At 59.5% G+C, this 22,624-nt stretch carries 18 protein-coding genes; 13 read left to right on the top strand and 5 right to left on the bottom strand.

Annotated features, from left to right (window positions below; genetic code table 11):
- Positions 1 to 14 precede the first annotated feature (14 nt).
- From J3348_RS03065 to J3348_RS03010, 12 genes are all read left to right on the top strand, one after another.
- A complete protein-coding gene (locus tag J3348_RS03065; RefSeq protein ID WP_242702841.1) occupies positions 15 to 1,994 on the top strand; it encodes a DHH family phosphoesterase in 1,980 nt (659 codons plus the stop codon).
- A 23-nt stretch (positions 1,995 to 2,017) separates the two neighbouring features.
- Entirely contained in the window at positions 2,018 to 3,121 is a 1,104-nt protein-coding gene (gene glf / locus J3348_RS03060; RefSeq protein ID WP_207698260.1) for a UDP-galactopyranose mutase, read from the top strand.
- A 298-nt stretch (positions 3,122 to 3,419) separates the two neighbouring features.
- Entirely contained in the window at positions 3,420 to 3,875 is a 456-nt protein-coding gene (rplI, locus tag J3348_RS03055; protein WP_005939994.1) for a 50S ribosomal protein L9, read from the top strand.
- Between the two features lie 80 nt (positions 3,876 to 3,955).
- The gene (gene dnaB, locus J3348_RS03050) at positions 3,956 to 5,356 is read left to right on the top strand and encodes a replicative DNA helicase (RefSeq protein WP_005939997.1); all 1,401 of its coding nucleotides are present in this window, start codon (positions 3,956 to 3,958) and stop codon (positions 5,354 to 5,356) included.
- Positions 5,356 to 6,813, top strand: a complete 1,458-nt coding sequence (gene tilS, locus J3348_RS03045) for a tRNA lysidine(34) synthetase TilS (RefSeq protein ID WP_207698259.1) — start codon at positions 5,356 to 5,358, stop codon at positions 6,811 to 6,813. Before dnaB ends, tilS begins: the two co-directional genes overlap by 1 nt.
- Positions 6,810 to 7,358, top strand: a complete 549-nt coding sequence (gene hpt, locus J3348_RS03040; protein WP_005940003.1) for a hypoxanthine phosphoribosyltransferase — start codon at positions 6,810 to 6,812, stop codon at positions 7,356 to 7,358. The genes tilS and hpt overlap by 4 nt, the downstream gene beginning before the upstream one ends.
- 105 nt (positions 7,359 to 7,463) lie before the next feature.
- Positions 7,464 to 9,563 (top strand): ATP-dependent zinc metalloprotease FtsH, encoded by a 2,100-nt coding sequence (ftsH, locus tag J3348_RS03035; protein ID WP_155115868.1) that lies wholly within the window; start codon positions 7,464 to 7,466, stop codon positions 9,561 to 9,563.
- Positions 9,564 to 9,592: 29 nt separating this feature from the next.
- Positions 9,593 to 10,627 carry a hypothetical protein gene (locus J3348_RS03030; RefSeq protein WP_005940009.1) on the top strand — a complete coding sequence of 345 codons (1,035 nt, stop codon included), beginning with the start codon at positions 9,593 to 9,595 and terminating at the stop codon, positions 10,625 to 10,627.
- Between the two features lie 70 nt (positions 10,628 to 10,697).
- Entirely contained in the window at positions 10,698 to 11,498 is an 801-nt protein-coding gene (locus J3348_RS03025) for a hypothetical protein (RefSeq protein ID WP_207698258.1), read from the top strand.
- Positions 11,499 to 11,680: 182 nt separating this feature from the next.
- Positions 11,681 to 12,670, top strand: a complete 990-nt coding sequence (locus tag J3348_RS03020; RefSeq protein ID WP_097781943.1) for a LacI family DNA-binding transcriptional regulator — start codon at positions 11,681 to 11,683, stop codon at positions 12,668 to 12,670.
- Between the two features lie 17 nt (positions 12,671 to 12,687).
- Positions 12,688 to 13,536 (top strand): HAD family hydrolase, encoded by an 849-nt coding sequence (locus J3348_RS03015; protein ID WP_207698257.1) that lies wholly within the window; start codon positions 12,688 to 12,690, stop codon positions 13,534 to 13,536.
- 139 nt (positions 13,537 to 13,675) lie between these two features.
- Positions 13,676 to 14,452 carry a copper homeostasis protein CutC gene (locus tag J3348_RS03010; protein ID WP_207698256.1) on the top strand — a complete coding sequence of 259 codons (777 nt, stop codon included), beginning with the start codon at positions 13,676 to 13,678 and terminating at the stop codon, positions 14,450 to 14,452.
- 77 nt (positions 14,453 to 14,529) lie between these two features.
- On the opposite strand, the gene J3348_RS03005 is transcribed toward J3348_RS03010, so the two are convergent.
- Together J3348_RS03005 and pyk are read right to left on the bottom strand one after the other, a co-directional pair.
- Positions 14,530 to 14,982: an S-ribosylhomocysteine lyase gene (locus J3348_RS03005; protein ID WP_005940027.1), complete on the bottom strand. Its 453-nt coding sequence runs from the start codon at positions 14,980 to 14,982 to the stop codon at positions 14,530 to 14,532.
- 16 nt (positions 14,983 to 14,998) lie between these two features.
- The gene (gene pyk / locus J3348_RS03000) at positions 14,999 to 16,753 is read right to left on the bottom strand and encodes a pyruvate kinase (RefSeq protein ID WP_207698255.1); all 1,755 of its coding nucleotides are present in this window, start codon (positions 16,751 to 16,753) and stop codon (positions 14,999 to 15,001) included.
- A 437-nt stretch (positions 16,754 to 17,190) separates the two neighbouring features.
- Here pyk and J3348_RS02995 point away from each other — a divergent pair, with 437 nt between their 5' ends.
- Complete coding sequence (locus J3348_RS02995) at positions 17,191 to 18,369, top strand: phosphopentomutase (RefSeq protein ID WP_097774800.1); 1,179 nt, start codon at positions 17,191 to 17,193, stop codon at positions 18,367 to 18,369.
- 189 nt (positions 18,370 to 18,558) lie between these two features.
- Here the strand turns inward: J3348_RS02995 and J3348_RS02990 are convergent, their stop codons facing one another.
- The 3 genes from J3348_RS02990 to J3348_RS02980 are packed head-to-tail and all read right to left on the bottom strand — an operon-like array spanning position 18,559 to position 22,573.
- On the bottom strand, positions 18,559 to 20,271 hold the full coding sequence (locus tag J3348_RS02990; RefSeq protein ID WP_207698254.1) for an LCP family protein: 1,713 nt from the start codon (positions 20,269 to 20,271) through the stop codon (positions 18,559 to 18,561).
- Between the two features lie 19 nt (positions 20,272 to 20,290).
- Positions 20,291 to 20,644, bottom strand: a complete 354-nt coding sequence (locus J3348_RS02985) for a NusG domain II-containing protein (RefSeq protein WP_207698253.1) — start codon at positions 20,642 to 20,644, stop codon at positions 20,291 to 20,293.
- Positions 20,645 to 20,647: 3 nt separating this feature from the next.
- Positions 20,648 to 22,573, bottom strand: a complete 1,926-nt coding sequence (locus tag J3348_RS02980) for an NAD(+) synthase (RefSeq protein ID WP_207698252.1) — start codon at positions 22,571 to 22,573, stop codon at positions 20,648 to 20,650.
- Positions 22,574 to 22,624: the final 51 nt, after the last annotated feature.

The raw sequence follows: 22,624 nt of genomic DNA, 5'->3' as shown, positions 1-22,624 counted from the left end.
AGGCAGGAGATTTGATGAAACAAAAACCAAGATGGACATTGGAGATGCTCACCGCCAGTCTGGCCGTGCTGTGCGGCCTGCTGGTGCTGGTGCTGCTGATCCAGCGGCCCACGGCATGGCCGGCGCTGCTGGCACTGGTGGTGCTGTGGGGCGTTGTGGTGGTGCTGTTCCGCTGCCAGCTGCGCAAGTGGGTGGCCCGGTGGATGTGCGGCGGCAGCTTTGAAGGCTCCAAGCTGCAGTTCAGTCTGGAGCCGCTCTCTCAGCCGGCCGCGCTGCTTTCCGGTGAGACGGTGCTGTGGTACAATGCACAGTTCCGCACCCGCCTGTTGAACGGACAGGATGCGCTGGTGAGCCGCGTGCAGAAGGTGCTGCCCGGCCTTGATCTGCAGCAGTGCCGCAAGCAGGAGGGCCAGCTGCTGACCCTCGCGGACGGCATGTGGAGCGTACACAGCTCCACGGTGCCCGGCGATGCGGAGAGCATGACCCTGCTGGTGCTGAACGAGGAAACCGCCCTGCGCAAGGTGGAGGCGGAATACAAAGCCAGCCGTCCGGGCTATCTGGTGTTTCTGGTGGACGGCTACGACGATGTGTTCGGTGACATGCTGGACAGCGAGCGTGCCCGCCTGCTGGAAGGCATCAACCGCACATTGGAGGATATGATCGGCCGGGGCAGCGGCTTTTTGCGCCGTGTGGCCAGCGGCCGCTATATCGCTGTGGTGGAAGAGCGCCAGATGGAGCAGTTCGCCAACCGCGGCTACGATGTGCTGGACAAGATCCGTGCGCTGGATCCCAGCGTGAACCTTTCGTTGTCCATCGGCATTGGCCGCGGGGCCAAGACTCTGCGGGAAGCCCAGGATATGGCCGTGCAGGCGCTGGATATGGCGCAGGGCCGCGGCGGCGATCAGGCCGCTGAAATGACACCGGACGGCTTTACGTTCTACGGCGGCGTGAGCCACGGCGTGGAAAAGCGCAGCAAGGTGCGCAGCCGCATCGTGGCCGATCAGCTGGTGAAGCTGATCAAGGAAGCAGATCATGTAGTCATTATGGGCCACCGCATGAGCGATCTGGATGCCATCGGCTCCGCCGAGGGCGTGCTGCGCATCTGCAAAATATGCGATGTCCCGGCGGTGATCGCGGTGCGGCGTGACGCTACCCTTGCGGGCAGCCTGATCGATGCATTGTGCCGTGCAGGCCAGAAAGACGACTTTATCGACCCGAAGGACGCACTGCCCATCATCTCCAAGCGCACCTTGTGCATCGTGGTGGATACATATCAGGTGGGCCTTGTGGAAAGCAAGGATATTCTGGAAAAATGCGGCAAGGTAGCCGTGATCGACCACCACCGCAAGGGTGTGGGCTACATCGAGAACCCGGCGCTGGTCTGCCATGAGCCGTATTCTTCCTCGGCCAGTGAGCTGGTCACGGAGCTTTTGCAGTACGTGGGTGAGCGCGATGACAAGCCCAACCGTGTGGAGGCCGAGGGCCTTTTGTCCGGCATCATGCTGGATACCCGCGATTTTACCCTGCACACCGGTGTGCGTACCTTTGAAGCCGCCGCTGCGCTGCGCCGCTATGGCGCGGAGACGGAGCGGGTGCGCCAGCTGTTCGATGTGACCATGGTGGAGTACAATGCCAAGGCAGATCTGGTGGAAAAAGCACGCATGTACAAAAATTGCGCAATCTCCGTCAGCGGCGAGGTGGCACCGGAAGCCCGCGTGGCCATTGCACAGGCGGCAAACGATCTGCTGACCATTCAGGGCGTGGATGCCAGCTTTGTGGCAGTGCAGGTGGGCACAGGCGTGAACATCTCGGCCCGCAGTCTGGGTGCCGTGAACGTGCAGGTGATCATGGAATCTTTGGGCGGCGGCGGCCACCAGACCATGGCAGCAGCACAGCTCAAGCATATCACGCCGGAAGCAGCCCATGCCCGCATCGAAGGTGCCATCGACAAATACTATGCATCGCAGAAAAAGGGCGATGTAGAAGGAAAATAAACGGAACAGAGAGGATCACACCCATGAAACAGTACGATTACCTGATCGTTGGTGCCGGCCTTTACGGCGCGGTCTTTGCACAGGAAGCAAAAAAGGCAGGCAAGAAGTGCCTTGTGATCGATAAGCGCAGCCACATTGCAGGCAATATCTACACGGAGCCGGTGGAGGGCATCAACGTCCACCGCTACGGTGCACATATCTTCCATACCAACAACAAGGCTGTGTGGCAGTATGTGAACCAGTTTGCAGAGTTCAACCGCTACACCAACAGCCCGGTGGCAAACTACCACGGCGAGATCTACAACCTGCCCTTCAATATGAACACCTTTAATAAGATGTGGGGCGTTGTTACCCCTGCCGAAGCCAAGGCCAAGATCGAAGAGCAGAAGAAGGAAGCAGGCATCACCGACCCGCAGAATCTGGAAGAGCAGGCCATCAGCCTTGTGGGCACCGATATCTACGAAAAGCTCATCAAGGGCTACACTGGCAAGCAGTGGGGCCGTCCCTGCACCGAACTGCCGGCCTTCATTATCAAGCGTCTGCCGGTGCGCTTCACCTACGACGACAACTACTTCAACGCACTGTATCAGGGCATTCCCAATGGCGGCTACACTGCCATGGTGGAAAAAATGCTGGACGGCACCGAGGTGCGGCTGAATGTGGACTATCTGGCCGACCGCGAAAATCTGAACGCTCTGGCCGAGAAGGTGGTCTACACCGGCCCGGTGGATGCCTACTTTGGCTACAAGCTGGGTGCTCTGCAGTACCGCAGCGTCCGCTTTGAGACCGAGGTGATGGACACCGACAACTATCAGGGCAACGCAGTGGTCAACTATACCGATGCGGAAACTCCCTACACCCGCATCATCGAGCACAAGCACTTTGAGTTCGGCACCCAGCCCAAAACGGTCATCAGCCGCGAGTACAGCGCTGAGTGGAAGAAGGGCGACGAGCCGTACTACCCCGTCAATGACGAGAAGAACGGTGCCCTGTATGCCGAGTACAAGAAGCTGGCCGATGCGGAGCCGGACGTGATCTTTGGCGGCCGTCTGGGCGAGTATAAGTACTATGACATGGACAAGGTCATTGAGGTAGCTCTGGACGTGGCCGCAAAGGAACTGAAATAAGAAAACTCCTTCAGTCATCACTTGCGTGATGCCAGCTGTTCCCCTTCTGGCACTTTGTGCCACCTCCCCCGGCCGGGGGAGTCTGTCTCAAAGAAGGAGCCTCTGGCGAAAAGGACAAGCCTTCGGTTTTGCCAAAGGCCCCATCTCAGAGGGGGCTGTCTGCGAAGCAGACTGGGGGAGAGTTCACTTGAGGATAATGCTGCAATGCGCGCTTCCTCTTGCTCAAAAGCGACAAATGCGCTATACTATAAACACAACAACTGCACCGGTTTTCCGGTGAGAAGTGAGGGATAACATCATGAAAGTGATTCTCAAGCAGGATATCAAGGGCATTGGCAAGAAGGACGAGATCCACGAGGTCTCCGACGGCTACGCCCGCAACTATCTGTTCCCGCGCAAGCTGGCCGCTGTGGCAGATGCCAGCGCTGTGAACGTTGCCCGCAGCAAGGAAGCTGCTGCCGATTTCCACGAGGCTGAGACCGTAGCTGCTGCCAAGGATCTGGCCGCAAAGATCGAGGGCAAGACTGTGACCATCAAGGCCAAGGGCGGTGCATCCGGCCGTCTGCACGGCAAAGTCACCGGCAAGGAAGTTGCCGATGCTTTGGCTCAGCTGGCAGGCGCACCCATCGATAAGAAGAAGATCGAGCTGGAGACCAAGGACATCAAGGATGCCGGTGTGTTCAACGGCAAGGTCCGTCTGCACGTTGGTGTGGTCGCTTCTTTCAAGATCATGGTGGAAGTGGAACAGGCCTGATTTTTCTGCCATCTGCGCCCCCTCACAGCAGGGGGCGCTTTTTGGCTTTTCAGCGAAATGATGCAAAAGGATAAACTACCATGCCGAACGAACGACATTATTCCAATGAACTGAATCTGGAAAGCGTGGGCATCAACCTGCCCTACAACATGCAGGCGGAGCAGAGCGTGCTGGGTGCGGTGCTGCTCAAACCGGAAACACTCACCGACTTGGTGGAGATCATCCGGCCGGAGATGTTCTACACCCGGCAGAATGCGCAGATCTACTCCGAAATGCTGCGCCTGTTCACCGCCGACCAGACCATCGACTTTGTGACGTTGCTGGACGCTGTTATCTCGGACGGCGTGTTCCCCAGTGCCGACGAAGCAAAGGTGTACCTGACCGGCCTTGCCGAGACGGTGCCCAGCATCTCCAATGTGAAGGCCTATGCCCAGATCGTGCAGGAAAAGTATCTGGTGCGCCAGCTGATGGGGGTGGCAAAGGACATCCTGCAGGATGCCGGAGATGAGCCGGATGCAGACCTGCTGCTGGAAAACGCGGAGCAGCGCATTTATGAGATCCGCTCCGGCCGCGATTCCAGCGCACTGACACCGCTTTCCTCCAGCATGGTGGAGACCCTGACCAACCTGCAGAAGATCAGCGGCCCGGATGCGGACAAATACAAGGGCATCCCCACAGGCTTCCGCCTGCTGGATACGGTGCTCACCGGCCTTGGCCGCGGCGACCTCATCATCCTTGCGGCCCGCCCCGGTATGGGCAAGACCAGCTTTGCGCTGAACATCGCCACCCGCGTGGCCATGCAGCAGAAGGTGCCGGTGGCCATTTTCAGCTTGGAAATGACCAAGGAACAGCTCACGAACCGCATCCTTTCTGCTGAGGCCGGCATCGACAGTCAGGCATTCCGCACCGGTGCCCTGCGCGCCGAGGACTGGGAATATCTGGCCCTTGCCACCGAAAAGCTGCACGATGCACCCATCTATATGGACGATACCTCCGGCATCACCATCACCGAGATGAAGGCGAAGATCCGCCGGGTGAATCAGGACCCCACCCGCCCGAATGTGGGCCTCATCGTCATCGACTATCTGCAGCTGATGACCACCGGCCAGCGCAGCGAAAACCGCGTGCAGGAGATCAGCTCCATCACCCGAAACCTCAAGATCATGGCAAAGGAAATGAATGTGCCCATCATCGCACTTTCTCAGCTGTCCCGTGCGGTGGAAAAGCAGGGCAACAATTCCAGCCACCGGCCCCAGCTTTCCGACCTGCGCGATTCTGGTTCTATCGAGCAGGATGCCGACTGCGTTCTGTTCCTGTACCGCGACTCTTACTATGCCAGCCAGAACCCGGACGGCGCTGAGGTGGATGCCGATACGGCAGAGTGCATCGTGGCGAAGAACCGTCACGGCGAGACCAGCACGGTGCCGCTGGGCTGGGATGGTGCCCACACCCGCTTTATGGATGTGGACTTTAAACGCTGATGAACAATGAAAAAATTCTGGCGCATGTGCGCATGTTTGTTCTGCGAGAAAAGCTGCTTTGTCCGGGTGAGCCGCTGCACTTGGCTGCAGCAGTGTCCGGCGGGGCGGACAGCATGGCACTGCTGCGCATCTTGCTGGCCCTGCAGCCGGAATTCGGGTTTGTGCTTTCGGCCTGCCATGTGAACCACGGCCTGCGCGGTGAGAGCGCTGACCGGGACGAAGCCTTTGTGCGGGCGGAATGCGCCCGGCTGGGTGTGCCGCTGCGGGTGTTCCATGCTGCAGAGATGGCCGACGAAGTGGGCCTGCCGTCGGAACATGCCGGGGAGGACTGGGCGCGCCGCCTGCGCTATGCCTGCTTTGCGCGTTTGTGCGGGGAGGGGATAGATGTCGTTGCAACGGCCCATACTGCAAATGATCAGGCTGAGACCCTGCTGCTGCGGCTGGCCCGGGGCACGGGGCTGCACGGTGCGGCAGGCATCCGGCCAAAGCGCGGGTGCTACCTGCGGCCATTGCTGGCTCTTACCCGGCAGGATACCGAAAGCTTCTGCCGTGCAGCCGGGCAGGCATGGGTCACAGATGAGACGAACGCGACCGATGCCTATGCCCGCAACCGGGTGCGCCGTGCGGCGCTGCCTGCGCTGCAAAGCACCAACGGCGCAGCGGCGGAAAACCTTGCCCGCTTCTGCGAGAAGGCAGCCCGCGCGGATGCCTATTTTGCCCGGAAGGCCGAAGAGCTGCTTTCTGCTGCACGTCTGGATGCGGCACAGGCTGCCATCAAAAGCCCGGAAGCCTGTACGGTGTGGCGGCTGGGCCCGCTTTCCGCTGCGGATGCGCTTATTTTGGAAGCAGCCATGCACTCGCTGACGGCTCCCGTGCGTGACGCAGAGAAAAAATATGTGCAGCTGCTGTGCGGCCTTGTGCGGCGCGGCAGCGGTGCGGTACAGCTGACTGACCGGGTGCGCTTTTGTGCCAAAGACGGATGCTTCTGGCAGGAGATTGTGCCGGAACGGCCCCGGCAGCAGGAAGACAAACGGCCGGAAAGCCAGCCCTTTCAGCCGGAAAAACAGGCAGAATACTGCCTTGCGGGCGGCTGGAAGGTGACTGCAGGGCTTTTTACGGCTGATTTTGAAGAAAAAATACAAGTCGTTCATAAAAAAGACTTAAAAAATCAGGCGGATTATGCTAGAATAACTACGTTGTATGCTGGTCTTGTCCTGCGCACCCGCCAGCCGGGAGATGTCTACCGCCCGGCGGGGCGAAGTGTACACAACCGGCTGCGCAAGTGGATGAACGAAACGGGCATCCCGGCCAGCCAGCGCGATCAGCTGCCGCTGCTGGCGGCGGGCAGCGAAGTACTGTGGGTCTGCGGTGCGGGCTTTGCCGAGGGCCTTGCCCCGGATGCAGACACTGCGCAGGTGCTGCAGATGGAAATGGAACATAGGGAGGAAATAACATGAGTATGCATGATGATATCAAGACTGTTCTGGTCAGTGAAGAAGAGTTAAAGGCAAAGGTTGCTGAGCTGGGTGCCCAGATCAGCAAGGATTACGAGGGCAAGAACCTTGTTCTGGTGTCCATCCTCAAGGGCTCGGTGGTGTTTATGGCCGACCTGATGCGTGCGGTGAGCATTCCCTGCAGCATCGATTTTATGGTGGTGTCCAGCTACGGTGGCAGCAACACTGTTACCAGCGGCCTTGTAAAGATCATCAAGGATCTGGACGGTGATCTGTCCGGCAAGGATGTGCTGATCGTGGAGGATATTCTGGATACCGGCGTCACCCTCTCGAACCTTGTGCCCATGCTCAAGATGCGCAACCCCAACTCGGTAAAGATCTGCACCATTCTGGACAAGCCCAGCCGCCGCAAGGCCGATATCCAGCCTGACTACGAGGGCTTCCAGGTGCCGGACGAGTTCGTGGTGGGCTACGGTCTGGACTACGATGAAAAGTACCGCAACCTGCCTTATGTGGGTGTGCTCAAGCCTGAAGTCTACGAGAAGTGATTTCTCACACTATAATTCATCCAAGAACTGGAGTTGATTTTTTTGCAATCCAAAAGACCCCGTTTCAATCCGCTGATCCTTGCTCTGGCGCTGGCGGCGGTGCTGATGGTCTGGTCGGTGCTGGGCGGCACCGGCTCTGCCAGCAGCTCTTCCATGGAATATTCCACGGTGGTGCATTATTTTGAAAGCCTGCAGGTCACGCAGTTCTCGCTGGACCTGAACACCGGTGTCATCACCATGAACCTCAAGGAAGGCGGCAAAAATAACCTGCCCCTGCCCGATACCACGTCCCAGAGCACCACGCAGGCCACCGGCGGACTGCTGAGCGGTATGCTGTCCTCCTCGGATGAGGATACTGCTGCGCAGAAGAACAGCGACGGCACTGTGACTGTGCGCTACAAGCTGCCCTATGCATCCATGTTCGTCAAGTATGTGGGCGACTACATTGCCGCCTATGACGAAGCAAACCCGGATGCTCCCATGGTGTACGATTATACCCCTGTCAAGGAAAACATCCCATGGATGGAAATCCTGTTCTATCTGGCAATGCTGGGCTGCACCGGCTTCCTGCTATTCTCCATGATGCGCGGCGGTGCTGGCGGCGGCGGGATCATGAACGTTGGCAAAGCCAAGGTGAAGGACGAGCACGAGAACCAAAAGACAGCCACCTTTGCCGATGTTGCCGGTGAGGACGAGGAAAAGGAAGAGCTGAAAGAGGTCGTGGAGTTCCTGAAAAGCCCGGAAAAGTTCAACACTCTGGGCGCACGCATTCCCCACGGCGTGCTGCTGGTAGGCCCTCCGGGCACCGGCAAGACCCTGCTGGCCCGCGCCTGCGCAGGCGAGGCCGGTGTGCCTTTCTATTCCATTTCCGGCTCTGACTTTGTGGAAATGTACGTCGGCGTGGGTGCATCCCGCGTGCGTGACCTGTTCGATAAGGCAAAGAAGTCCATGCCCTGCATCATCTTCATTGATGAGATCGATGCTGTGGGCCGTCAGCGCGGTGCCGGTCTGGGCGGCGGCCACGATGAACGCGAGCAGACCCTGAACCAGCTGCTGGTGGAAATGGACGGCTTTGAGGCCAACGACGGTATCATCGTCATGGCGGCCACCAACCGTGCCGACATTCTGGATAAGGCTCTGCTGCGTCCGGGCCGCTTTGACCGTCAGGTTTATGTGGGCCTGCCGGATGTCAAGGGCCGTGAGGAGATCCTCAAGGTCCACACCAAAAAGAAGCCGCTGGCCCCGGATGTCTCTCTCAGGGTCATTGCACAGCGCACCGCAGGCTTTGCGGGCGCAGACCTTGAAAACCTTGTCAACGAAGCGGCCCTGCTGGCTGCACGCCGCAACCGCAAGGCCATTACCATGGAGGATATCGAGGAAGCTTCCATGAAGGTGATGGCTGGCCCCGAAAAGAAGAGCCGCGTTGTGACCCCGGAGGAAAAGAAGCTGACTGCTTACCACGAGGCAGGCCACGCTGTGGCGGGCTTCTACTGTAAGCATCACCCCCGTGTGCACGAGATCACCATTATCCCGCGTGGTCAGGCTGGCGGCTACACCATGTACCTGCCCGAGAAAGACCGCAGCTACGTGACAAAGGGCGAAATGTTCGAGGATATCGTTTCCAGTCTGGGCGGCCGCGTGGCCGAACAGCTGATCCTGGAGGATATCTCCACCGGTGCTTCCAATGATCTGCAGCAGGCCACCAACATTGCCCGCCAGATGATCACCAAGTACGGCTTCTCGGAGCGGCTTGGCCCTGTGGTGTACGGTACCTCGCAGGAGGAAACCTTCCTGGGCCGCGATCTGGGTCAGGGCAAGGGCTACAGCGAGACCACCGCTGCCGAGATCGACGGCGAGATGCGGGATATCATTGATGAAGCCTACGAGACCTGCCGCCGCACCCTGACCGAGCACATCGATCAGCTGCACGCGCTGGCACAGGCCCTGATGGAACGCGAGAAGCTCAACGAGCAGGAGTTCAACACCATTATGGCGGGCGGCACACTGCCCCCGCGTGAAGGCGATGAGCCGAAGCCGGAACAGCCTGCTCAGACCGTGCAGGCTGCCCCTGCAGAGACCGCTCAGCAGGCCGAAACTGCTGAATCTGCAGAGACCGCTGAGCCTGCCGAACAGGCCGAAACGGCCCAGCCGCTGCCGGAGACTGCTGCACCGGAAACGCCGGATGCACAGGACCCGCAGAACTGATTTGATCCAAACGGAAAGGAGCGAGTGTCGTGGAGGAAAATTTTAACCCGGTCGCACGGACCCGCGCAAACTATTACACCCCCGGCAGCCCGGTGCAGTTCGTCTGCGTGGAGCTGCTCAAGGGTGATGTCAGCGGGGAGCACGCGGTCTGCCTGACCTTCAAGAATATTTCCAAGGTGACCCTGACCGCGCTGGAGATCCACTTCAAGTGCAAGGGCGTGGACGGCGTGATCCTGTGCGAGGACCGGTTCGAGTACCGTGACTTGGAAGTAAAGCCCGGCGAACTGTTTGGCATGGACGATGCGGTGTTCGTTACCGCAAAGGCCATCACCAGCGTGGATGTTTCGCTGTGCAACGTGTACAACGGCAAGCGGGTGGTGCATCTGGACGGCATCAAGCGCGTGCGCCTGCCTGCCCCCAAGCGCCTGTCTGCTGAGCTGGAAAAGGCGCTGGAGACCCGCATGAACCGCTCGGAGCTGAAGTATCAGCCGCAGGTGTTTGAAAATGGCTGGTACTGCGCCTGCGGTGCCTTCCACCCGAAGGAGGAGGATACCGTGTACTGCTCGGAGTGCGGCTGCGACCGCATCCTGCTGCAGAACGCGCTGAACACCCTGCTGCAGCCGGAACAGCCTGCCCAGACCGAGCCGGAACTGGAAACGCCTCTTGCCCCGCAGGCCGAAGAGCCTACCCGCATTATGGGCGCAGCGCCCGTGCAGGAGGAGCCGACCCGGATCATGGGTGCACCGTGCCGTGAAGCAGAACCACAGCCGGAAGAACCTGCTGCAGAGCAGACCCGTGTGATGGATGCCGGAATGCGGGCACAGTTCCCGGGCAGGGCATCTCATGCAGCTGCGGACGAAGGCACCCGTGTGATGCCTGCTGCAGCCCGCCGTGCACAGCCGATATCTCAGCAGCCGGAGCCTGCCTATGACGACGAGGAAGAATACGAGGACGAGCGCGACAGCGTGGCCGAAGCGCTGATCCGCTGGGTGCCGCCCATCACTGCCATTGTCTGTGCAGCAGTGGCACTGTGCGGCTTCGTGTATTACCAGTTCGTGCTGTAACACAAACAGCAGCGGAGAGGGCGGTATGCCTTCTCCGCTTTTTTGTATGCCAGAAGAAGGGAGAACCATTATGCCGGAAGAAGCCTTACAGGCTGCCTTTGAGATCAAGACTGCCTGCGATGAGATCAGCCGCCGCCTGCTGCGCTGGCACTGGGAGCACAAACCCGGTGCGCACAGCTTGGGTGCACTGCTGGATCACGTTGCACAGCGCCAGCAGGAAAGCCCGGACTACTACGACCGTATGCCGGATCTTTCCGGCAAAAACAGCTGGCAGCAGCTGGATACCACCATTTGTATGCGGGTTCTGCTGGACCCGGAAAAGGATGCCGCCAAACCGCTGGACCTGCTGGGCAATACCAGCAATCCGGGTGCGGCCCGCCGCGCCTGCAACGCTGTGCGCACCGCCCGCAACGAAGCCGCCCACGCCACCGATCACACCGATGCCGCTCAGGCGGCGATCCTGTTCAATGAGGCGGTGGAGAGCTTGGAAGACGGCTATGTGGGCACGGCTTTCCGCGAGAATGAACTTGCCCGCTATTACCGCGATGCAGAAAATTATCTGGCACGCTGCGGCGCAAAGGAGCCGATTGCATCCAGCCGTGCGCCGGAAGAAAAAACGGCTGCGCACGAGCCGGCCCGCCAGAGCACAAAGCAGGGCCAGAACCGCAGCACCCAGAGCCGCAAAACGGCCGGCGGCCGTTCCTCCGGCAGCAGAAGCACCACAGCGCGCAGCAGCTCGGCCAAAAGCCGCAGCACGGCAGGCCGCAAAAAGAAACAGAGAAGAACTGGCAATAAAACCGTGTTCATCGTTCTGTTGGCGGTCTTGCTGCTGGGGCTTGCCGTGCGTGCATGGAGCATGGGCGCAGCCTGACCGCCTGTAATGCTCTGCTTCTCAGAAAAAAGCCGTCTTTTGTACACAGTTGCCAGAAAAACAAAAATGCGTTCGGAATAAACCGGGAAAAGCGCATCTTGCGGGATGGGTGAAAGCGGTTTATAATAAGCATGAAAACGTTTACACATAACAATGCATCCCAAAAGAGAGAAGTACTGCAAATGACCATCAGTGATATTGCAAAAATGGCGGGTGTATCCAGTGCGGCGGTCAGCCGCTACCTGAACGGAGGCCCCCTGAGCGAACAGAAGAGGGCTGTCATCCACGAGGTAGTGGAAAAGACCGGCTACCGCCCGGATACCGCCGCCCAGACTCTGCGCACCGGAAAAGTGAATCAGGTGGGGGTGATCGCTCCCAGCATCGGTTCCCAGTCGGTGGGGCAGATCACGGCAGGCATTGCCAGTGAGCTGGATGCAAAGAGCTATCTGATGCTGCTGGGAAACACCGAGCTGGACGCCCAGCGGGAATTGGGCTATCTGACTGCCATGCAGCGCAACCACGTGGCGGGCATCATCCTGCTGGGCAGCTATTATACTCCTCAGCTGGCGCAGGCGCTGAAAAACTGCCGTGTGCCGGTGGTGGTAACAGGCCAGCGTTTTCAGGATGTGGCCTGCGTGTACAACGACGACCGAACTGCAGCCCGGGAACTTGCCCAGCGGATGCTGGACCATGGCCGCAAAAGGATCGTTTATATTGGCGGTACAGAGCGGGACGATGCCACCGGCGTGCAGCGCCGTGAGGGCGTGCAGGATGCGCTGAACGCTGCCGGACTGAACGGCGAACAGATGCCCCGCATCTGCTGCAACGCCTTTACCATGGAGGAGGGCCAGCGCTGTATGCAGGAACTGCTGGTGCGCTGCCCGGATCTGGACGGTGTGGTCTGCGTGACTGACACGGTGGCCTTTGGTGCCATGCGTGCCCTGCGGGAAGCAGGACGGCATGTGGGGCAGGATGTGGGTCTTGCAGGCGTTGGCGACAGCTGGGCTGGCAGCATGATGGAACCGGGGCTGGCCACGGTGCGCTTTTACCAGAAGCAGGTGGGGCAGGAGGCTGCCCGGATCCTGCTGCAGATGCTGGAAGAGAATGGGAGCAGCGGGCCTGTGCGTCAGGTGACGCTGGGCTATCAGATCGTGGAGCGAGGCTCCCTTTGATGATAAAGGATAAAAGTATGGGTCGTAAGCTGATTTTTCTGGATATTGACGGCACGCTGCTGCCGCCGGGTGATATGCTCATCCCGGAAAGCACTCTGGCTGCACTGGATCGCGCCAGAGCAAACGGACACAAGCTGTTTTTGTGCACCGGCCGCAACCACCGCATGACCGAACCGCTGCTGCGGCACGACTGCTTTGCGGGCGCAGTGTGCAGCGCCGGCGGCTATGTGCTGTGCGATGGCAAGACTCTGGTGGATATCCCCATGGAGCCGCAGCAGGCTGAAGGCGTGCGCGCGGCGCTGGAGCGCAATGGCGTGGAGTGCACGCTGGAAGCCCGGGATGCCACCTTTGGCGGAAGCAAGATGGCTGAGAGGTGGAAATTTATCCACAAAAAGAACGGTGCACCGCTGAACAGCGAAGCAGAACGCTGGCGCAAGGCCATGGAAGAGGGCATGTCCATCCTGCCGCTTTCCGATTACAAAGGAGAACCGCTGTATAAGATCGTGTTCATTGCCGACCACGAGAGCGACCTTGCCGAGGCAAAGCAGCTCTATGCCGACCAGTTCGTGTTCTGCGAAAGCAAGCTGGACCGCCTGACCGATGGCTTTGTGAATGGTGAGCTCATCAACCGCAAATTTGATAAGGGCACCGGAATCAAGGCCATCTGTGATCATCTGGGCTGCACGCTGGCGGATACCATCGGCTTTGGTGACAGCGATAATGACCTGCAGATGACCGATGTTGTCGGCATCAGTGTGTGCATGGCCAATGGCTCCGAAAACCTGAAAAAGCGGTGCGACCGCATTGCTCCCTCGGTATACGAGGACGGCATTGCAAAGGAGTTCAAGGCGCTGGGTCTGATCTGAAAAAAACAACAAAGGCTGCGGCAGGGATAAGACCCGGGCCGCAGCTTTTTTGCTGCCACAGGGTTTTATAAAACGGAAAAACGTGGTAGAATAAACCAGAATGCCGGGTTCAAAGCCCGGCAAAAAGGGAGGAATTGAAATGCGTTCCGTTCTGGAAGTATGTGTGGACAGCACTGCCAGTGCACTGGCAGCAAAGCGCGGCGGTGCCAGCAGGCTGGAACTGTGTGCCGACCTGATCGTGGGCGGTACAACGCCCAGCCTTGCGCTGGTGCGTCAGGTCAAGGCGGAGACCGGCCTGCCGGTGCGTGCTCTGCTGCGGCCCCGGTTCGGAGACTTCTGTTACGACAGCTACGAGCTTGCCCAGATGGAACAGCTGGCCGCAGAGCTGGTGGAGGCCGGGGCGGATGGTATCGTGACCGGTGTGCTGACCCCGGAAGGGCAGCTGAATGCGGAGGCCATGCGGCCCATTTATGCGGCGGCGCGCAGGGCAGCGGAAAAGGCAGGCCGTCCGGTGGCGTGTACCCTGCACCGTGCCTTTGATGTCAGCGCCGACCCCTTTGCGGCACTGGAAACGGTCCGGAGCATGGGCCTTTGTACCATCCTCACCAGCGGGCAGGCGGCGAGTGCCCCAGAGGGAGCGGAGCTTCTCGGCCGACTGGTGGAGCGGGCAGGGGACAGTGTGGAAATTCTGGTAGGTGCCGGTGTCACGGCACAAAACATCCCGGCACTGGCCGCACAGACCGGGGCACATGCGTTCCACCTTTCCGGCAAGCAGGTGCTGCAAAGCCGCATGACCTTCCGCCGCGAGGGTGTGCCCATGGGGCTGCCGGGCTTTTCAGAGTTTGAGGTATGGCAGACCAGCGAAGCAAACATCCGTGCTGCACGGCAGGCACTGGATGCGATCAAGAACAACTAAAACGAAAGCGCTCTCCCAACGGAAACCCGGTGGGAGAGCGCTTTTTTATGATGATGAATTTGAAGGGTGAAGATAGCTTAGTAATGCAGCTCGTCGCCGGTCAGTGCTTCCAGCACCGGCAGCATGGCAGCGGCTTCGGCCTTGGCGGCGGGCAGATCCATATCGCGGTAGTTGCCGCACTCCACTTCGCTGGCCCCGGGCACAGCGCCCTCAAAGCCAGCCATGAAGCGGAAGGATTCCACCGTCAGCTCCAGTGCCTCGGCGGGAGTCAGGCCGCGGGTGAGCAGATAGAAGCCGGTGCGGCAGCCCATGGGGCCAACGTAGATCACGCTGTCCTGAAAGGCGCTGTTGCGTGCATAGGTGGCAAACAGATGCTCCAGCGTGTGGGCGGCACCGGTGGACAGGTAATCGCCGTGATTGGGCCTTTTCATGCGGATGTCCCATGTGAGAACATCGCCGTCCTGACGGCTCAGATACATGCCGCGGTCCAGTTTGGTATGGTCAACACAGAAGCTTGCAATGCGTTCCATGATCTTCTCCTTTGGCTTATGCCTGCAGGCGCTGCACGCTGCCGTGCGCGCAGTCCACAGCGACCATCAGGCCGTCACGGATGTGGCTGGTGGCACCGGCAGCACCCACAACGGTGGGCTTGAGCAGGGCCTTGCCGGCAATGGCGGCATGGCTGTTCAGGCCCGGCTCTTCCACCACCAGAGCGGCGGCGTCGCGCACATAGCTCAGCATTTCGTTGCTGGTGGAGGGCACCACCAGCACCATGCCGGGCTTGAACTTTGCACGCACCTCTTCCAGCGTGCGGCAGACGCAGGCCTTGCCGGTGGCGCTGGTCACGTCGGCATTCTCGCGGCCAACGCCCACACCGGTAGCCAGACAGTTGCCCACCATGTGGATCTTGATCATGTTGGTGGTGCCGGACACGCCCACAGGCACGCCTGCGGTCACAACGGCCAGCTCACCGTTGTGCAGGTAGCCGTTCTCCTTGGCCAGAGAGGTGGACATCTCGATCAGCTCATCGGTGCTGTGTGCCAGAGGCATCATCAGCGGGGTGATGCCCCAGCTCAGGGCCAGCTGACGCTGCACCTGCTCCTTCATCACGCAGGCGATGATGGGCTGCTCCGGGCGGTACTTGCTCAGCAGACGGGCGGTGTTGCCGGACTCGGACACGGTGACGATGGCGGCAGCGTTCACGTCCTTGGCGGTCAGGCAGGCAGCGTGTGCAGTTGCATCGCTCACGCTGATCTTGCCGGTGTTCTCGGTGAGGGGAACAAAGCGGGCGTGGTTCTCCTGCTCGGTGCGCTCAGCAATGGCAGACATGGTCTTGAGGGCCTCCACGGGGTAAGCACCGGCAGCAGTCTCGCCGGAAAGCATGATGGCAGAGGTGCCGTCGTAGATGGCATTTGCCACGTCGGAGATCTCGGCGCGGGTGGGGCGGGGGTTCACGATCATGCTGTCCAGCATCTGGGTAGCGGTGACGATGGGCTTGCCAAAGGAGAAGGAGCGCTCGATGATATTCTTCTGAATGCCGGGCAGCTCGGTAAAGTCAATCTCAACGCCCAGATCGCCGCGGGCCACCATGACAGCATCGGCTGCAGCCAGAATGCTGTCGATGTTGTTCACGCCCTCACGGTTCTCGATCTTGGCGATGATGCGGATATCGGAATCATACTCGTTGAGCAGGTTGCGGATATCGTACACATCCTGTGCGGTGCGCACGAAGGAAGCAGCGATGAAGTCAAAGCCCTGCTGTGCGCCAAAGATGATATCGTCGCGGTCGCGCTGGCTCATATACGGCATGGACAGATGCACGCCGGGCACATTGACACCCTTCTTGTTCTTGATCTTGCCGTTGTTCAGCACCTTGCACACGATGTCGGTGTCGTTCACGGTGACGATCTGCAGCTTGATCAGGCCGTCGTCCAGCATGATGGTGCCGCCGGGCTGCACATCCTGCGGCAGGTCCTTATAGGTGATGGAGCAGATCTCCTTGGTGCCTTCCACCTCGCGGGTGGTCAGGGTGAAGGTCTGGCCGGCTTCCAGCATTTCAGTGCCGTTCTTGAAGTCCTTCAGGCGGATCTCGGGGCCCTTGGTGTCCAGCAGGGCAGCGACCGGCTTGCCCAGCTCTTCACGGATGGCCTTCAGCTTTTCAAAGCGGCCCAGATGCTCCTCGTGAGAGCCGTGGGAAAAATTAAAACGGGCAACATTCATGCCGTTGGCGACCAGCTCGCGCAGAACGCCTTCCTGATCGGTGGACGGGCCCAGAGTGCAGATGATCTTTGTTTTTCTCATATACTTTTACTACCTCCAACTACAACTTCACATTCTCTATTTTGCGGCAGGCTGTCCGCTGTCATACAGACAGCTGCACGTGGCCAACGGGAAAAATCCCGTGCTGTGGTACAAAAGCGGAAAAATCCTGTGGTTCAAAACTTTTCCACCTATTATTATATCCGCTGGGATACAATAGGGCAAGGAAAACTTTGCGCTGTGGCTGAATTTTTTAGGCGGTCAAGAAATCTTTGCCACGGAATGACGCATTTACGTTTAAAAATGAAAAAACGCCCGGTCAATTCGTGAACAAAATGACGAACATTTTGGTGAAAATGACGGATATTTGCGGGAAGGCGAAAAAGCTTGCATCCGGCACAGGATTTGCTTATAATGATAAGTAAAGATAGTATCACTTATCCGGGGCAGGTCCCCGGAAGAAATGGAGAAAAAACGATATGGAAAAGCGTGTTTTTCTGATCGTCCTCGACAGCTTTGGAATCGGTGCAGAGCCGGATGCCGCCGCCTTTGGCGATGAGGGCACCAACACCCTGGGTGCCATTGCAAAACACCCCAACTTCAACTGCCCCAACCTGCAAAAGATGGGCATGTTCAACATTGATGGCGTGACCGCAGGCGAAAAGACCGCAGCGCCCATCGGCTCCTTTGCCCGCCTGCAGGAGCAGAGCATGGGCAAGGATACCACTATTGGCCACTGGGAGATCGCCGGTGTGGTAAGCCCCAAGCCGCTGCCCACCTTCCCGAACGGCTTCCCGGATGAGCTGATCCACGAGTTTGAGGAAAAGACCGGCCACAAGGTGCTGTGCAACAAGCCTTACTCCGGCACGCAGGTACTGAAGGATTACGGCGAGCAGGCCATGAAAGAAAACGCCCTTATCGTTTACACCAGTGCCGACAGCGTATTTCAGGTGGCCGCCAACGAAGAGCTGGTGCCGGTGCATGAGCTGTACCGCTACTGCGAGATCGCCCGCGAGATGCTCAAGGGCGAGTACGGTGTGGGCCGCGTGATCGCACGCCCCTTCCTGGGCCACACTGCGGATACCTTCTACCGCACCACCAATCGCCACGACCTGAGCCTCAAGCCGCCCCGCGCTACCATGCTGGATCTGCTGAAAGATGCTGGCAGGGATGTGATCGCTGTGGGCAAGATCTTCGATATCTTTGACGGCGAGGGCGTGACCGAGAAGATCAAGACCACTGGCAACACCAATGGCATCGCCTTTACCAAGGCCCTGCAGACCCGCGACTTTGAGGGCCTTGCCTTTGTGAATCTGGTGGACTTCGATATGCTCTACGGCCACCGCCGCGATGTAGCAGGCTATGCCGCCGCTGCCACCGAGTTTGACAAGTTCGTGGCCGACTTCATCCCCGGAATGCGGGAGGGCGATCTCCTCATGGTCACCGCTGACCATGGCTGCGACCCGTCCTATACCAAGACCACCGACCACACCCGCGAGTATGTGCCGTACCTGATCTGCGGCAAGGGCGTGAAGCCTGGCGTTGACCTTGGCACCCGTCTGTGCTTTGGCACCATCGCCCAGACCATCTGCGAGTATCTTGATGTGGATGCTTCCTCTCTGGACGGCAAGAGCGTCTGGAACGAGATCAAGGCATAATTATTTTATAGAATGAGAAAGCCGCCTGCATTGGTTCAAGATGCAGGCGGCATTTTTATGCAGTTTATCGGCACGGACTTTCTGGTGAAAAAGCAAAACAGGAAATGACCGCAGTCGTTTCCTGTTTTGCAAATAAAATAATATTTCCGCGATAGAGTCCGGAGCTTGCGCAGAGGATATTTCAAATCGTCAGGCCGCGTCGTTCTGCTGCGAAGCAGCATCCTGAATGGCACCCCAGATGGAGGAAGCCGCATTATAAATAGAGGATGCAGCCTGTTCCACCTCTTCCTGTGTGGGCAGGGAGATGGACGGTGCTTCTCCGGCCGTATCACCGCTGCCGGTCTCGCCCTCGGCGGGAGCTTCCGGCTCCTGCGGCTGGGTGTCGGCAGGCTGCTCTGCATCTGCAGGCTGGTCAGCCGGGACGGTCTCTTCCGGCAGGCTGTCGGCGGGCACTTCCTCGGGAACGCTCTCGGCAGGCACCTCCGAAACAGCGGCGTTCGGGTCGGTGGTGGGGGTGAACACCTCGGTCTTTTCCGGCTTCTGGGTGGTGTCGGCAACGGTGCCCTCACCGCCCAGCACGGACGCGATCATTTCCCTGGCCTTGCTCACAGAAGCATCATCCGGTTTCATGACGTAGAGCTTCTGTCCCTTGGCAGAGTAGCACTTGGTGCTGCTGGAGCTTGTGCCGGTGACGGTGTAGCTTTCAATATCCCACTCGGCAAAGTCGCTCAGCTGCATCCGCACCAGCGCACTGATCTGATCCTGTGAAAAGCTGGTCACAAAGCAGTCGGCTGCGGCATCCATGATCTTGGAAAAGCCCATCAGCAGGGCAGGGGACTTGATCTTGTTCAGCATGGCATCGATCACCTTCATCTGGTTGATGCCGCGCTGGATATCGCCGGATGCAAAGGCGTGACGCTCACGGGCAAAGGCCAGAGCGGCCTTGCCGTCCAGATGGTTCCAGCCCTCCACAAAGGTGGTGGGGTCATAGTAGCCGGGGCTGCCCACAGAAGTGAACGCCTGATCGGAGTAGACATCCACGCCGCCCAGCGCATCGATGATGCTGATGAAGCCCGCAAAGTTGATGCGGATGTAATGGTCCACATTGACACCGTACAGATTGCCCAGTGTGGCCATGCTGGTTTCCACGCCGTACAGACCGGCGTGAGTCAGCTTATCCTTGCTGTCAGTGCCGGCAAGGTCTACGTAGTAGTCGCGCGGGGTGTTGATCAGGGCCACCCTCTTGGTGACAGGGTTCACGGCAGCAAGGATATTCACGTCGCTGCGGGCATTTTCCGTCAGCTCGCCGCGGGTGTCCACGCCGCTGAGGTAGATCACAAACGGTTCCTTGGTGATCTTGTTGGCCTCGGCACCGGTGAGCAGGCCAGAGGTCATGCTGCCTAGGGCAGAAAGGCCCTGCTGGGCCCAGAAGCAGCCCAGCGCCATGGCAGCGCACAGGAACACCGAGAATACCCGGGCCACCTTGCCGGGAACATTGTACTCCTGACAGCGCTTTACCAGCAGCCACAAAAGCGCCAGCAGCGCGGCCAGAATGACCAGATACAGCACCGGCAGCATCTGGGTGCGCCACAGCTGCACCAGTGCCAGAATGCTTAAAATACCTTGTAAGATCAGCAAAATTTTCCCCCACTTGGAAGGTACTGCCACGGCTCCATCCACGGGCGGCTGGGCCTTGGGCGGTACGGGTGTGTTGTGGCCGCTGCGCGGCGGCTTCTGGGGCGGCTGGGCCGGAGGCGGTGTGCTGGGCTGTTCCGGCGGCAGCTCGGAAAAAAACGCCGAGCTGTCTACCTCGATGGGCGCAGTATCCTCAGAGCCTTCCTTGCGGCTGATGTGCCGCAGAGAACGGTAATCTTCGTGGGAACGATCGTTTTCATCCATCATTCAAAACCACTCCTTTTTGTCAGGAAACAGGTACAATGGTCAGCACTGCACGGGCCGGAAGGCAGGTGGCGGTCTGATCTTCGTTGGAAAGCCAGCCAAAGCCTTCACAGATGTGATCCGGGCAGGGCGAATCCACGAACCGGGCTGCACCGTCCTTGATCTGGATGTGGACGGTATAGTAACCGGTGTCCACATCATAGGTCTCATCCACGTCCAGCGGCAGATTCATGGTGGTGTTGTTGTCGCCGTAGATCAGCTCGGCCCGCAGCCCGGAGTCGGAAGCGTGCACGCGGCGCACCACCAGCAGCACAGCGGCAATGGCCAGAATGACCACGGCAAACAGAAGATTGGTAAGCAGCTTTTTGTTTTTCATGCGTTAATCCTTGATCTGTAATTGTTCCAGCTCGGCCAGCCACAGTGCGGCACAGGCATCGCTGGGCATCCGCCAGTCGCCGCGGGGCGAAAGGGTCACGCTGCCCACCTTGGGGCCGTCGGGCAGGCAGCTGCGCTTGAACTGCTGGGCAAAGAACCGCCAGTAGAAGTTGCGCAGCCACTTGTACAGCACGCTGTCCGGGTACTCCGGCCGGCCTGCGAATGCAGTCTTTGCCAGCCGGAAGATCTTGGCCGGGCCAAAGCCGAAGCGCAGCACCTGATACAGGTAGAAATCGTGCAGCTCGTAGGGTCCCACAAGGTCCTCGGTCTTCTGCGCGATCTCGCCGTCCTTGGCAGGCAGCAGCTCCGGGGAGACAGGCGTATCCAGAATATCCAGCAGCACCGTGCGCAGAGCATCGGTGGCGGCAATGTCGGCTTCGTAGCGCACAAGGTGGCGCACCAGCGTTTTGGGCACACCGGCGTTCACACCGTACATGCTCATGTGGTCGCCGTTGTAGGTGGCCCAGCCCAGCGCCAGCTCCGAAAGGTCGCCGGTGCCCACTACAAGGCCTCCGGTGCGGTTGGCGGTATCCATCAGCTCCAGCGTGCGCACGCGGGCCTGACCGTTTTCAAAGGTGACATCCAGCACGCTCTCGTCCTGACCGATGTCTGCAAAATGGCTGTGCACGGTGTTGGCGATATCGATCTCTTTAAAGGAGACCTGCAGCTCATCGCACAGGATCTCTGCGTTGCTGCGGGTGCGCTTCGTGGTGCCAAAGCAGGGCATGGTCACAGCCAGCACATCCCGGGCGGGGCGGCCCAGCTGCTTCATGGCACGCACGGCCACCAGCAGCGCAAGACAGCTGTCCAAGCCGCCGGAAATGCCGATAACGGCGGTCTTTGCGTGGGCGTGTTCCAGCCGCTTGGCAAGGCCGTCGGCCTGCATTTTCAGAATCAGCTCACAGCGCTCGGCGCGGCGCTTGGGGTCGCCGGGCACAAAGGGTGCCGGGTCGATCCAGCGGGTCAGCGTGGTCTCTGCCGGTTCCAGATCGAACTCCACGGTCTGGTAGCCCTCACCGGCCGGCTCAAAGCTGGTGTTGCGGGCACGCTCGGCTTCCATGCGCTGGCAGTCGATCTCAGTCTCGGCACAGCCGCCGTCAAAGGGGGCGTTCTCAGAGAGGATGGTGCCGTTCTCGGCGATCAGGTCGTGGCCGGCGAACACCATGTCCTGCGTGCTCTCACCGTGCCCGGCGGAAGCATACAGGTAGCCGCACAGCAGGCGGGCAGACTGGTTGGACACCAGCGCCCGGCGGTACTCGGCCTTGCCGACGGTCTCATCGCTGGCGGAAAGATTTGCGATCACGGTCGCACCGGCCAGCGCGTGGAAGGTGGAGGGCGGCAGGGCGCTCCACAGATCTTCGCAGATCTCCACACCCAGCACAAAGCTGGGCATCTGGCGGCAGCGGAACAGCAGGGAGGTGCCAAAGGGCACCTGCTGACCACACACCTCCACCAGCTCCACCTCGGTGCTGCCCGGGGTGAACTGGCGCTTTTCGTAGAACTCGCCGTAGTTGGGCAAATAGGTCTTGGGCACAAGACCCAGAATGCGGCCATGGCATAGCACGGCGGCGCAGTTGTACAGCTTGCCGTGCACCAGCAGCGGAAGGCCCACCAGCGTGACAACGTCCAGTGCTTTTGTTTCATCAAGCAGGGTGCTCAGGGCATCCAGTGCACCGGTCTGCAGCGTGCGCTGCAGAAACAGGTCGCCGCAGGTATAGCCGGTCAGGCAGAACTCGGGGAACACGGCCAGCTTTACGCCGCGGGCTGCGGCTTTGTGCAAAGCATCCGTGATCTGCCGGACATTATAGGCGCAGTCGGCCACCCGCAGTGCGGGAGAAAGGGCGGCTGCTTTCAAAAAACCATCTTTCATCGGAGGATTTCACATCCTGTCTTTCTTAGTTGACTGCAATTTCCTGCAGTG

The organism is Faecalibacterium sp. Marseille-Q4896 (genome assembly GCF_017377615.1).
In the GTDB taxonomy this organism is placed as follows: Bacteria; Bacillota; Clostridia; order Oscillospirales; family Ruminococcaceae; genus Faecalibacterium; species Faecalibacterium taiwanense.
Note: the sequence above shows the minus strand (reverse complement) of the source record. Positions and strands in the feature narration are given on the sequence as shown.

Coding starts and splice junctions, on each gene's coding strand:
- J3348_RS03065 (WP_242702841.1), top strand. CDS start 15: ATGAAACAAAAACCAAGATGGACATTGGAGATGCTCACCGCCAGTCTG.
- glf (WP_207698260.1), top strand. CDS start 2,018: ATGAAACAGTACGATTACCTGATCGTTGGTGCCGGCCTTTACGGCGCG.
- rplI (WP_005939994.1), top strand. CDS start 3,420: ATGAAAGTGATTCTCAAGCAGGATATCAAGGGCATTGGCAAGAAGGAC.
- dnaB (WP_005939997.1), top strand. CDS start 3,956: ATGCCGAACGAACGACATTATTCCAATGAACTGAATCTGGAAAGCGTG.
- tilS (WP_207698259.1), top strand. CDS start 5,356: ATGAACAATGAAAAAATTCTGGCGCATGTGCGCATGTTTGTTCTGCGA.
- hpt (WP_005940003.1), top strand. CDS start 6,810: ATGAGTATGCATGATGATATCAAGACTGTTCTGGTCAGTGAAGAAGAG.
- ftsH (WP_155115868.1), top strand. CDS start 7,464: ATGGTCTGGTCGGTGCTGGGCGGCACCGGCTCTGCCAGCAGCTCTTCC.
- J3348_RS03025 (WP_207698258.1), top strand. CDS start 10,698: ATGCCGGAAGAAGCCTTACAGGCTGCCTTTGAGATCAAGACTGCCTGC.
- J3348_RS03020 (WP_097781943.1), top strand. CDS start 11,681: ATGACCATCAGTGATATTGCAAAAATGGCGGGTGTATCCAGTGCGGCG.
- J3348_RS03015 (WP_207698257.1), top strand. CDS start 12,688: ATGGGTCGTAAGCTGATTTTTCTGGATATTGACGGCACGCTGCTGCCG.
- J3348_RS03010 (WP_207698256.1), top strand. CDS start 13,676: ATGCGTTCCGTTCTGGAAGTATGTGTGGACAGCACTGCCAGTGCACTG.
- J3348_RS03005 (WP_005940027.1), bottom strand. CDS start 14,982: ATGGAACGCATTGCAAGCTTCTGTGTTGACCATACCAAACTGGACCGC.
- pyk (WP_207698255.1), bottom strand. CDS start 16,753: ATGAGAAAAACAAAGATCATCTGCACTCTGGGCCCGTCCACCGATCAG.
- J3348_RS02995 (WP_097774800.1), top strand. CDS start 17,191: ATGGAAAAGCGTGTTTTTCTGATCGTCCTCGACAGCTTTGGAATCGGT.
- J3348_RS02990 (WP_207698254.1), bottom strand. CDS start 20,271: ATGATGGATGAAAACGATCGTTCCCACGAAGATTACCGTTCTCTGCGG.
- J3348_RS02985 (WP_207698253.1), bottom strand. CDS start 20,644: ATGAAAAACAAAAAGCTGCTTACCAATCTTCTGTTTGCCGTGGTCATT.
- J3348_RS02980 (WP_207698252.1), bottom strand. CDS start 22,573: ATGAAAGATGGTTTTTTGAAAGCAGCCGCCCTTTCTCCCGCACTGCGG.